General features: G+C 68.1%; 11 protein-coding genes and 1 tRNA gene. 8 read left to right on the top strand and 4 right to left on the bottom strand.

The genetic code is table 11. The features are described 5' to 3' along the window. Window positions 1-591: 591 nt before the first annotated feature. A complete protein-coding gene (gene aceE / locus AC08OU_RS17525) occupies window positions 592-3,429 on the bottom strand; it encodes a pyruvate dehydrogenase (acetyl-transferring), homodimeric type (protein ID WP_476601161.1) in 2,838 nt (945 codons plus the stop codon). Between the two features lie 390 nt (window positions 3,430-3,819). Between aceE and AC08OU_RS17520 the strand changes: the two genes are divergently transcribed. Together AC08OU_RS17520 and AC08OU_RS17515 are read left to right on the top strand one after the other, a co-directional pair. Continuing rightward, on the top strand, window positions 3,820-4,224 hold the full coding sequence (locus tag AC08OU_RS17520; protein ID WP_476601163.1) for a secondary thiamine-phosphate synthase enzyme YjbQ: 405 nt from the start codon (window positions 3,820-3,822) through the stop codon (window positions 4,222-4,224). A gap of 219 nt (window positions 4,225-4,443) precedes the next feature. Further along, window positions 4,444-4,881, top strand: coding sequence for a DUF3052 domain-containing protein (locus AC08OU_RS17515; protein WP_011437440.1), 438 nt, complete (start codon window positions 4,444-4,446; stop codon window positions 4,879-4,881). A 201-nt stretch (window positions 4,882-5,082) separates the two neighbouring features. On the opposite strand, the gene AC08OU_RS17510 is transcribed toward AC08OU_RS17515, so the two are convergent. Continuing rightward, window positions 5,083-5,685, bottom strand: a complete 603-nt coding sequence (locus AC08OU_RS17510; protein WP_476601165.1) for a DUF4234 domain-containing protein — start codon at window positions 5,683-5,685, stop codon at window positions 5,083-5,085. Between the two features lie 460 nt (window positions 5,686-6,145). Between AC08OU_RS17510 and AC08OU_RS17505 the strand changes: the two genes are divergently transcribed. Together AC08OU_RS17505 and AC08OU_RS17500 are read left to right on the top strand one after the other, a co-directional pair. Next, window positions 6,146-6,604 carry a peroxiredoxin gene (locus AC08OU_RS17505; protein WP_011437438.1) on the top strand — a complete coding sequence of 153 codons (459 nt, stop codon included), beginning with the start codon at window positions 6,146-6,148 and terminating at the stop codon, window positions 6,602-6,604. A gap of 101 nt (window positions 6,605-6,705) precedes the next feature. Then, window positions 6,706-6,777 (top strand) — tRNA-Val (locus tag AC08OU_RS17500). A gap of 448 nt (window positions 6,778-7,225) precedes the next feature. Here AC08OU_RS17500 and AC08OU_RS17495 read toward each other — a convergent pair. Further along, on the bottom strand, window positions 7,226-7,486 hold the full coding sequence (locus AC08OU_RS17495; RefSeq protein ID WP_476601167.1) for a hypothetical protein: 261 nt from the start codon (window positions 7,484-7,486) through the stop codon (window positions 7,226-7,228). Window positions 7,487-7,771: 285 nt separating this feature from the next. After that, window positions 7,772-8,089, bottom strand: a complete 318-nt coding sequence (locus AC08OU_RS17490; RefSeq protein WP_462188199.1) for a hypothetical protein — start codon at window positions 8,087-8,089, stop codon at window positions 7,772-7,774. Window positions 8,090-8,239: 150 nt separating this feature from the next. On the opposite strand from AC08OU_RS17490, the gene AC08OU_RS17485 reads away from it, so the two are divergent. The 4 genes from AC08OU_RS17485 (at window position 8,240) to AC08OU_RS17470 (ending at window position 10,578) form a co-directional block, all read left to right on the top strand. After that, a complete protein-coding gene (locus AC08OU_RS17485) occupies window positions 8,240-9,058 on the top strand; it encodes a hypothetical protein (RefSeq protein WP_476601170.1) in 819 nt (272 codons plus the stop codon). Window positions 9,059-9,161: 103 nt separating this feature from the next. Next, window positions 9,162-9,605: a GNAT family N-acetyltransferase gene (locus AC08OU_RS17480; RefSeq protein ID WP_476601172.1), complete on the top strand. Its 444-nt coding sequence runs from the start codon at window positions 9,162-9,164 to the stop codon at window positions 9,603-9,605. 399 nt (window positions 9,606-10,004) lie between these two features. Then, complete coding sequence (locus AC08OU_RS17475; protein WP_476601174.1) at window positions 10,005-10,370, top strand: hypothetical protein; 366 nt, start codon at window positions 10,005-10,007, stop codon at window positions 10,368-10,370. Window positions 10,371-10,380: 10 nt separating this feature from the next. After that, on the top strand, window positions 10,381-10,578 hold the full coding sequence (locus AC08OU_RS17470) for a hypothetical protein (protein WP_476605333.1): 198 nt from the start codon (window positions 10,381-10,383) through the stop codon (window positions 10,576-10,578). Window positions 10,579-10,788: the final 210 nt, after the last annotated feature.

Raw genomic sequence — 10,788 nt, 5'->3', positions numbered from 1 at the left:
CGGCGGCGATGCGGAACTCAACGCGTCATCGAGTGGAACATGGGGTACCGCGAAAGCCCCGGGGCGTAGCCGAATCGGGGACGGCGGTGGACCCCGATGAAGCCAAGCGCGGTGGGGTTCATCACGGACAGTGCTGATGCGCTGGGTAACTCCTCCGGGGGGTCCGGACCGGGCGCGCCGGAACCAGGTGCGCCCGGATGCAGAAGGTCAACGCGGTGGGCCCGGAGAATGAAACCCGAGGTCGCGGGGCCGAGATCGGGCGCCAAGGGGATCCGGCGCGCGGCCCGGCGCCCAGTCGGGGTGGCCCGGAGGTACCGATCCGAATGCGGTGGGCCGGATGGGCCGGACGGGCCGGCCTGGAGGTGATGGCCCCAACGCGGTGGGCTCCATCGCGCGGGCCCCACCTTCCGGGCCCCACCTTCCGGACCCGCTACCCGGGGCTCCGCGCCGGGTGGGCCCCGCGGGGGTCCGGTCCGGCACCGGGGAGCCCGCAGGTGGCTCCGTCGGCGCAGGGGAGGCCCCGAATGGCCCGGATGCCCGGGCAATCCGGGCAATCCCGGGGCCGGGCGCTCCGGGGCCTGGGTGAGTCGGTCAGCCCGAGATCGGCCGCTCGTCCTGCTCGGTGCTGGCCACGATCCTGGTGCCGGCCACGATCGCCTCGGGCCCGTTCAGGCCGGCCTCGCCGGCGCGCAGCCCGAATCGCCTGATCGCGTCCCCGACCGTGGTGGCCTTGACCTCACCGGCCCGGACGAGGGCTTCCAGGGTCGCGACGACGATCGACTCGGCGTCGACCTTGAAGTGCCGGCGCAGGGCGGCCCGGGTGTCGGAGTGGCCGTACCCGTCAGTGCCCAGCGAGGTGAACGGCTGCGGAACCCACCGGGAGATCTGGTCGGGCACCGCGCGCATCCAGTCGGAGACCGCCACGACCGGGCCGGCGGCCCCTTCGAGAGCGCGGGTCACGTACGGCACGGCATCGTCGGCCTCGGGGTTGAGCAGGTTGGCACGGTCGCAGTCGAGCGCCTCCCGCCGAAGCTCGTTCCACGAGGTCACCGACCACAGGTCGGCGGCGACCCCGAAGTCGGCGGCAAGGATCTCCTGCGCCGCCAGCGCCCAGTGGATGGAAGTCCCGCTGGCCAGCAGTTGGGCCCGCGGCGGGGAGTCCACGCCGGCCCCCGCCGCCGGAAGCCCGCGGACCAGGCCCTCGGCCGAGCGGAACCGGTACATTCCGGAGATGATCTGCGCCGGGTCGAGACCCGCGGGCTCGGCCGGCTGCGGCACCGGCTCGTTGTAGACGGTGAGGTAGTAGAAGACGTTGTCGTCCCGCTCGCCGTACATTCGGTCGAGCGCCTCCCGGACGATGTGCGTCACCTCGAAGGCGAAGGCGGGGTCGTAGGCCACGCAGGCCGGGTTAGTCGAGGCCAGGAGCAGGGAGTGGCCGTCCTGGTGCTGCAGGCCCTCGCCGTTGAGGGTGGTCCGACCGGCGGTCGCCCCGAGCAGGAACCCGCGGCCGAGCTGGTCGCCGAGCGCCCACATCTGGTCGCCGGTGCGCTGGAAGCCGAACATCGAGTAAAAGACGTAGACCGGGATCATGTACTGCGCGTGGGTGGCGTACGCTGTGCCGGCGGCGATCACCGAGCCCATCGACCCGGCCTCGCTGATGCCCTCGTGCAGTATCTGACCGGTCTCGGACTCCTGGTAGGACAGCAGCAGTTCGCGGTCGACGGCCTCGTATCGCTGCCCGTGCGGCGAGTAGATCTTCGCCGTCGGGAACATCGCGTCCATGCCGAAGGTGCGGGCCTCGTCGGGGATGACCGGCACGAAACGCGCGCCCATCTCCTTGGTCTTCATGAGGTCCTTCAGCAGCCGGACGAAGGCCATCGTCGTGGCGACGGGCTGTTTGCCGGAGCCCTTCCGGAGCTCGTCGAAGATCTTCGCTGGCGGCTGGGGGAGCGGCTTGGCCCGCACGACCCGCCGCGGGATCGACCCGCCGAGTGCGGCCCGGCGTTCCCGCATGTACGCGATTTCCTCGGAGTCCGGCCCGGGGTGGCAGTAGGGCGGCAGGTCACCTGACAGCGCCGAGTCCGGGATCGCCAGATAGAGCCGGTCGCGGAACTCCTTGAGCTCGCTCTTGGTCAGCTTCTTCATCTGGTGGGTGGCGTTGCGGGCCTCGAAGTCCTTGCCCAGGGTCCAGCCCTTGATGGTGTGCGCGAGGATGACCGTGGGCTGGCCCGCGTGCTCGGTCGCCGCCTTGTAGGCCGCGTAGAGCTTGCGGTAGTCGTGGCCACCGCGGGAGAGCTTGCGCAGATCGTCGTCGGAGAGGTCCGCGACCATCCGGCGCAGCCGGGCGTCCGAGCCGAAGAAGTGCTCCCGGATGTATTCGCCCGACGACGTCGAGTAGGTCTGGAACTGCCCGTCCGGCGTGGTGTTCATGCGGTTTACCAGCACGCCGTCGGTGTCCTTGGCCAGCAGCGGGTCCCAGTCGCGGCCCCAGACCACCTTGATGACGTTCCAGCCGGCGCCCCGGAACAGCGACTCCAGCTCCTGCATGATCTTTCCGTTGCCGCGGACCGGGCCGTCGAGGCGCTGCAGGTTGCAGTTGACCACGAAGATGAGGTTGTCGAGCTCCTCGCGGGCGGCCACGCCCAGCGCGCCGATCGACTCCGGCTCGTCCATCTCGCCGTCGCCGAGGAACGCCCACACCCGGCTGTTCGAGGTGTCCTTGATCTGGCGGTTGAGCAGGTAGCGGTTGAACCGGGCCTGATAGATGGCGTTGATCGGCCCGATCCCCATCGAAACCGTGGGAAACTCCCAGAAATCAGGCATAAGCCGCGGGTGGGGGTAGGACGACAGGCCGCCCGACTCGCCCTCGCGCCGGAAGGCGTCGAGCTGCTTCTCCGTCAGCCGGCCTTCCAGGAAGGCGCGGGCGTAGATGCCCGGGGACGCGTGACCCTGAATAAAGATCTGGTCACCCGAGGCGCTTCCCGGCGAGGAACTGAGATGGTCCTTGCCGCGGAAGAAATGGTTGAAGCCCACCTCGTAGAGGCTCGCGCTCGAGGCGTAGGTCGCGATGTGACCGCCGACATTGAACTCGGGGCGGTTGGCGCGGCTCACCATGATGGCCGCGTTCCACCGGATATAGGCCCGGATGCGGCGTTCGATGTGCTCGTCGCCGGGGAACCAGGGCTCCTGCTCCGGGCTGATGGTGTTGATGTAGTCGGTGCTGGTGAGACCGGGAACACCGACCGCCTTCTCCCGGGCCCGTTCGAGGAGCTTCAGCATGATGAAGCGGGCCCGGCCGCGGCCGGACTCCTCGATGACGGCGTCGAGTGACTCCAGCCACTCGCTGGTTTCGGAGGGATCGATGTCCGGCAGCTGACTCGGTAGCCCGTCGGTGATGACCGAGAACTTCCGGGTTGTGTCCTGCGTCACGCCTTCTCCTGCTCCTCGAGCTTCCCGGGGCCGTCGCGATCATGCGAAAAGGTCCTGATCGTACGATCGCCGGCCTAGTTGTCCCTTTTGCAACGCACCGGGTGGGAACATGCATGATCAATGCGCCGCCGCATCCCGGCCGCTCGCTCATCCCATACGATGCCTGAACTCTGGGTGATCGACCGACCCTTGACGGCCGAGGGGGGAGGTTACCCGGAGAACGGGTATGTCATGGACCATCGTGCTCCATCGCGGCGGCCTCGTCACGTACGTCTTGGTTACTTCCGGGTCGAGACCTGGGCGATGTGCGTTGCGTTGTTGGCCTGTCGTCCGTAGTGCGGCCGATGCCGGGCCCCGCGGTGGTGGACAATCACCCTGATGGCGACCCGGATGAAGACGACGACGCTGTCCGTGCGCACCGGCCGGCGAGAAAGTATGGTGGATCTCACACCTGATGCGCGGCGGTTCCTTGCCGGTTCCAGCGACGGGTTGCTGTCGGTCTTCGTGCCGCATGCCACGGCCGGCGTGGCCATCCTCGAGTTGGGTTCCGATAGTGATATCGACCTGCTCGCGGCGCTCGCGGATCTGCTCCCCGCCGACGGCAGATGGCGCCACGCGCATGGAACGTTCGGTCACGGCCGCTCGCATGTGATGCCGGCCATCATCCCGCCCTCGTTGACGGTGCCGGTGATCGACGGCCGCCTCGCGCTCGGGGTCTGGCAGTCCATTGCGCTGGTGGACCTCAACGTGGACAACCCCGATCGAACGGTCCGGCTGTCGTTCCTGGCGGGATGATTCCGCTCTCTCCGGGGTACTGGCGGGGAGTCACACCAGGCTGACCACGCCGTCGCTTGTCCACAACCGACGGCGTGGCACTTGCGCAGTCACCGGAAGGTCCGGTGGACTAGGTCGAGGCGCACCAGCCGATGAGGATCATCGTTGGATGCGTCCACCGAGACGGGACGCCCTCGCGGTTACGCGGAGCGTCAACATACGAGCAGGAGGTAGTGGAGGGTGAGTCCGACCGCGGCGAACGCCGAGGGTCAGCGCCGAGCGGAGCGGCTGGGAGTCTCCGCCGGGACCCAGGTGCAGTCGCTCAACGAGGACGACGACATCGCCCAGGACCTGCTGGACGCCGTCACGAGCGCCAGCGGGACCGAGCTTGTCCCCGAGGACTCCGACGACGTCGTCGACATCGTCCTGCTGTGGTGGCGGGAGGATGACGGGGACCTGGCGAACGCCCTCATCGACGCACGGCGGCAGCTGTCCGACGACGGCGTGATCTGGCTGCTGACGCCCAAGGCCGGGCGTGCCGGCCATGTCGAGCCGAGTGACGTGCTGGACGCGGTGCCCACCGCGGGTCTCGTCCAGACCAGCACGTTGAGCGTCGCCCAGGAGTGGTCCGGCCAGCGGCTGGCGGCGCCGAAGTCGCAGCGGGTGCGCCACCGCTGACCTAAGGTGCCCGGTCCGGCCGGCCCGGCCGGGCATGGGTCGGTCCGGTCCGGTTCGCTCGGTTTCGGGGTCCGGGTCGAGGCGGGCGTGCACCGCCGTGCTCGCGTGCCTCGGGGACGGATGCGGGGTGTATGGGCGCCTCCGGCCGCCGCGGGCGGCGCTCGGGGTGGGCCGGGCGGCGGGCGGTCACTGGTAGAGCGGTTACCGGTAGAGCGGCACCTGCTGGCCCTCGACCGCCCCGGGGTAGCGGTCCCAGATGCGGTTGATTCCGAACTGCAGGACCAACGCGCCGCCGCCGATGAGGAAGAGAGCGAAGGCCAGGACCGGATTCGTCTCGGCTACCCCGGCCGCACGCTGGGCGCTACGGACGCGGGTGCCGAGCCGCCAGGCCGCGACGAACGGTGGGAAGATGATCATCCAGCCGATCAGGAAGGCCAGCAGCGACAGCGTCGGGTTCACCTCGATGCGCCGGTCATACTCGGCGAGCTCTTTGTTCGTCCGGTAGATCCAGACGAACGGGTAGACACCCAGGGTGATCAGAGGAATGCCCAGCCACACCGCGAAGGGGTTGCGCCTCCTCCCGAGTAGGCCGGACCCCTGGAACGTGTCGGGGGAGCCAGGTGGTCCGGCCAGGCCCGGTGTCCCATAGTCGGGGGTGGCGGGGTAGCCTTGCTGCGGTTCGTGGCCGGTCAGAGACTCACGAAACGCATAGATCGGAAATCCGCCGGTGGATGTGCCCGGTCCGTCGATCGGGTGAGGTTCCTGGGCGGGGTATCCGTGCGGGGTGGAACTCTGATTGGTCAAAGTGGCCCTGTCCTCATCGGTGTCCATACCAGTGGCGGCCGCGGGGCACGGCACCATGCCCCCACGCATGTCCGGCCGGTGCGGTTCCCGCGTCGATCGGCCAGGCTAGGGCACTCTGGCCTCGAAAACCCGCACACCCGCCGCATCGGGGTCACCGGACCGGGAAGGACACCTTCCATCCCGGTCTGATCGCCGTGATCTGATTGCCGAGCACGCGGGTGAACATCCAGGTCGGGTGCGGTTCCAGGCGATATGGCGGAGATCCGGAAGGTCGTGTAGGGCACGCCGCGGATGGGCGGCCAGCTTCGAGGTAGCCGGCAATGGCATGCTGGATCGGGACATCCGTGCCGATCGGTGAGTACCCTCGCCGGATTTGGCGCGGGGCCCGTCGCCGTAGTGATCATCTGTTGTGGTCACCGGTCCCTGATCAGTTCCCCACCGTTGTGGAGAGGAAGAGCCCATGGCCGTCGAGGTTGGCTCCGTCGCCCCGGACTTCTCACTGAAGGACCAGAACAACGAGGTTGTCACGCTGTCCGAGTTCCAGGGTAAGCGCAACGTGGTCCTGCTGTTCTACCCGTTGACCTTCACCGGCGTCTGCCAAGGCGAGCTGTGCTCCGTGCGGGACGATCTCGCTTCGTTCCAGAACGACGACGTCCAGGTGCTGGCCGTGTCGGTCGACTCGCCGTTCGCCCACAAGGTCTGGGCCGACCAGCAGGGCTACGAGTTCCCGCTGCTCGCCGACTTCTGGCCGCACGGCGCCGTCGCGAGCGCGTACGGCGTCTTCAACGCGGAGCGGGGCATCTCTCTGCGGGGCACCTTCGTCATCGACAAGGAGGGTGTCGTCCGCTGGAAGGTCGTCAACAACATCCCCGACGCGCGGGACCAGGCCGAGTACCTCAAGGCGCTCGCCATCCTCTAAGATCGTCCTTGCGGGAGCCGGCCTGCGTCTGGGGAGTCGTGGAGGGCCGGCTCCCGCCGGGGCTCGCCGCTGCGTAGTCTTAGTTGACCTCGTCATCTCCCGGGCGCGTAGCTCAGCGGGAGAGCGCTCGCCTTACAAGCGAGTGGTCGCAGGTTCGATCCCTGCCGCGCCCACGGGCTGGTCTTTCATGCTTGCTTCCCTTCGGGAAGCTTCGCCGCCAGCCGCGATGTCTGCTGGGGCCGAGCCCCCCCATGCCCCCCATGGCGGCAATCGGGGCGCTCGAAAGCCGTGAATCGCCGCGGGTGTAGCAACGGGTGTAGCAACGCGCCCGGGGCCACCGTGGGGGAGTGGTCCGGTCAGGCGCCGCTCGGGTGGTCGTCGAGACGGGTGAACGCGGCGCGCTTGTCCGCCACCTCGCCGCGAATGGGCGGTATGAGATCAGCGTGAGCGGACGGCCGTAGCTGGTCGCGTAGACACCGATCCGCACCGCGAAACCGTTGCAGTCCTTGCAGAGCTGGAGCCAGACCGTCACCGGTCGAGGCCGTCGATGGCGTGTGCGCGGATCGCGGCGAGGATCTGATCCCAGATCGTGGCGGGCAGGCGGATGTCCCGGAGGCCCAGCTAGCTGTAGCGCAGGTCAACGTGGCCGTCCGCGTGGCGGACCAGGCCGCCGGCGACCGCCCACTCCGTCCACTCGGCGGTCAGCGTGGTGAACGTGGCCACGCGGGCCTCTTGGACGAGGCCGGACCAGATGACGCCGGGCATCCGGAGCTCGTGGACCTCGCCGGCATACCGGTACTGGATGACGGCTTCCGCGCCGTCGCGGGCGAATTGGGCCGCGGGGGCGCAGGCCGCCCGGCGCCAGTCCAACGGTGTGCCCACCGGGGTGCCGGGGTCGGTTCACCCCATGCGTCTGTCTCCTCGCGTGTGATGGAGCCTCCCCACCCGCGAGCCGGCACCCCGGGGACGAGCCGGGGCGGAGGGACTTCGCGGGCGGGGAGGGATGGAGGGGGCCGCCGGCATCATTGGCGGCGGCCCCGGTCTGGGGATGGGCGGGGGCTGTGGTGCCTCCCCGCCTGCGACCGTGCTCACGGAGTGCCCTGACGAAGGGCGTGCAGGCGGGGAGGGATCAGGTGGGGCCGCCTCGGGGAAGGGACGGCCCCGGTCTCAGGGGCCGTTGACACGGCGAAGCGGAACGACCCGGTAGCCGACGATGTCGGGCAAGGTCTGGGCGTGCTCGTCGGCGAGCCGGGCCGTGGGCCAGCCGGTCAGGGTTTCGACCGGACGCCCATCGGCGTCGAGCACGGAGATCGAATAGTTCGCCGGTGTGTCCCGCACGGGAATCCAGTTCGCTCCGGGCCGGCGGGTCGGCAGGGCCCGGGAGGGGGAGGGTGCCCGCGAGCGGTGGGGCCCGCTTCTCCTCCCGGTATAGGTGGCCGCCTTCCACCCGCCCGGCGATCCGCAGGGAGAACCCGTCAGCGTCACGAATCCTCCCTGGCCTCCGGATGCCGGCCGGCACATCCGCCGGTAAGGACATGACACACTGCGTACCAGATCTGCTGCAGAATGCAGCCGTTTCTTCATGCATGCAGATGACGGCCATGACAGGGCATCGCTTGACAGGAGGACAAGGCGATGGATCCTCAGAGACAAGCACGGTCACAGTTCGTGACGTATCTTCGAGGCTTGATCGCAGATCGACAGAACGATCACAGTAAGTTGCACCGGAAGACGGGGATCCCGCGCCAAGTAATCGGCGACGCGGCGAACGGCCACCAGCTACCGTCACCCAGAGTCGTCGCAGACCTCAACCGGGAGCTGAAGTCCGACGGCGAACTGATCCGCCTGTGGAAGGAAGCGAAGCTCGAAAAGACAGCAGAAGATCTTGAATACGCCCTGCCGGGACCCGCAGGGTCGACCCGGGAGGCCTTGACAATAGCCGATCATCCTTACCTGGCTGCGCGACTCGCCGCCTACGAAGTTCGAGGACTGGTCGCGCTCGGAGACGAAGCCGGCGCACGAAAAGCGCTCGCGCTCATGCATGACCACGTCGTGGCCAGTCCCCCGCTACCCGGAGCATCACCGTTCGGACCCGCCCACGCCGACCAGTCGACAGCGCGGACTCTCGCCCCTCTCCGGCATGGCGAGGCGGCCGAGGCGATGGCGCGCGCATCGGTCGACGCCTACCAACGAACCGGTGGTGGATTCGAAGACCTCGGGAACGCCATGCTCAACCTCTCCCTGGCGCTGCTACTTCGATCCAAACCCGAGCCGGAGGAGGCTGCTCGGCACGCATCGGAAGTGGTCTCGATGTTGAACGCCATCCCGACCTACAGTGTCACAGCCAAGGCCGGAGATATCAGCAAGCATCTTGATCCGTTCGCTGAACTACCCCCAGTCAAAGATCTACGCGAACAGCTCGGCGCCCGCCCACGGCTCGCCCTCACCCAGTGACCGCACCCGAGATCCCCATCGTTGTCACGGAACGGCTCATCCTTCGCGGCTGGTTCGACGCCGTCATCGACCCGTACGCGGCGATGACGCCGACCCCGAGACCATGCACTATCTCGATGGTCCGTGCGGGCGGGAGGGGACAGTCCGACTGATCGAACGGACCCGGGCGCTATGGGAGCGACGCGGACATGGTATGTGGGCCATGACCGACCGCCATACCAACGAGTTCATAGGCCGGGCAGGAACCTTCTACGCCGAGGGCTGGCTCGCCGTCGAGGTCGCTGTCTCTATCCGCCGGGACCGCTGGGGGCAGGGACTTGGCACAGAAGCGATCACAGCATCGCTCAACTTCGGCTTTGATCGGCTGGATGTCGACGAGCTGATCACTGTCACACACCAGGAGAACGCGGGGATGAACGCGATCGCGCGCAAGCTTGGGATGACCTTCCGGGAGGTGGCTGACGTCGGCCCATGGAGGGCGAACAACGTCTATGCGATCAGCCGAGCCGAGTGGAACACCCGGCGTGGGGCAACCTCCAGAGCCTGAGCTGCCGGGCACCCATACCGGAGCCCACGCGAAGGATACGGCGCGGCCGCGCCGGCCGGGCCATCCTGACGGCATGGACGAGGCGCCTGGCAGACCGTGGCCCAACCCGGTAATCGTGCTGCGCTGCAAGAAGCATCGGCGGCCACCGCCACGGTGGGGTGTCCGGCTCACGTTCCGGCCGGTGTCATCCTCCAGGGACTGCCCGGACTGTCGATCGGTGGGCCCGAAGGACTCGTAACGGACGGTTCCCGGATCCGAGAAACACGCAAGAGCCCATCCGCGGGATACCCGCCCAGCGCGTACCCCGCGATTCGGTCCAGTGATGCCTTCGATGCCCTGTGCGCCGCGTTGTCGGGGGGTGACGCCCATTCCCCGATGCTGTCTCAACGGGGATTGGTCATGTCGTACTACGACGATCAAAGGCACCACAGCTACCACGACGGCAGAAGCCAGGGCTACCAGCAGCCTCACCCGGGCGGAGATGGGCCGACCCGCGGCTACGGACCCCCGATGCCGCCACCGCGGCAGGGTCGCGACTGGAAGAAGATCGGCATTATCGGCGGTGTCGCCGTGGTCGCGCTTCTTATCGTCGCCGCGATCGCGAGCCCCAGCTCCACGACCGGCCACCCCGACGGCCGCGACCACCGCCGTCCCGGCGGCGACGACAACGGCCATTACGGTCCCCGGCACGGAAGGGGGTATCCCTACCACTGCCGCGCCTGCCGCAACCCAGCCGACGGTCCCCGCGGTGAAGGCGGTCCCTAATGTTGTCGGCATGAACCTGCAAAGCGCGCAGGAGCTTCTTTTCCCGCCCTTGCGGTCGACTTCAATCGACGCGACTGGACGGGGACGCCTTCAGATCATCGACTCGCATTGGAAGGTGGTACGGCAGGAGCCGGTAGCGGGCACCGTGGTGCCGTACTTGACCGACATCAAGCTGTACGTGGTCAAAATCGACGGCTCACTGACTTAAGGCCGGTCGCACCGGTGGTACGCCCCTACTCACCGAGGAACGCTGACGCCCCGGTGCAGCCGGGGGAGGTGATCCCCCGGCGTCTTTCTGACGGCGCTATCAGGGCTTACATGTCGGTTCACACGGAGGAGTTCGTCGCCTGTTTCATCCCTGTGATCTTGCATCCGGGTGATCACGAGTACGTGGCGTATGACGGGTCTTCGAAGTTAA

It is taken from the genome of Frankia sp. CcMO1 (genome assembly GCF_977945845.1).
This window is presented reverse-complemented; position numbering and strand designations above follow the sequence as displayed.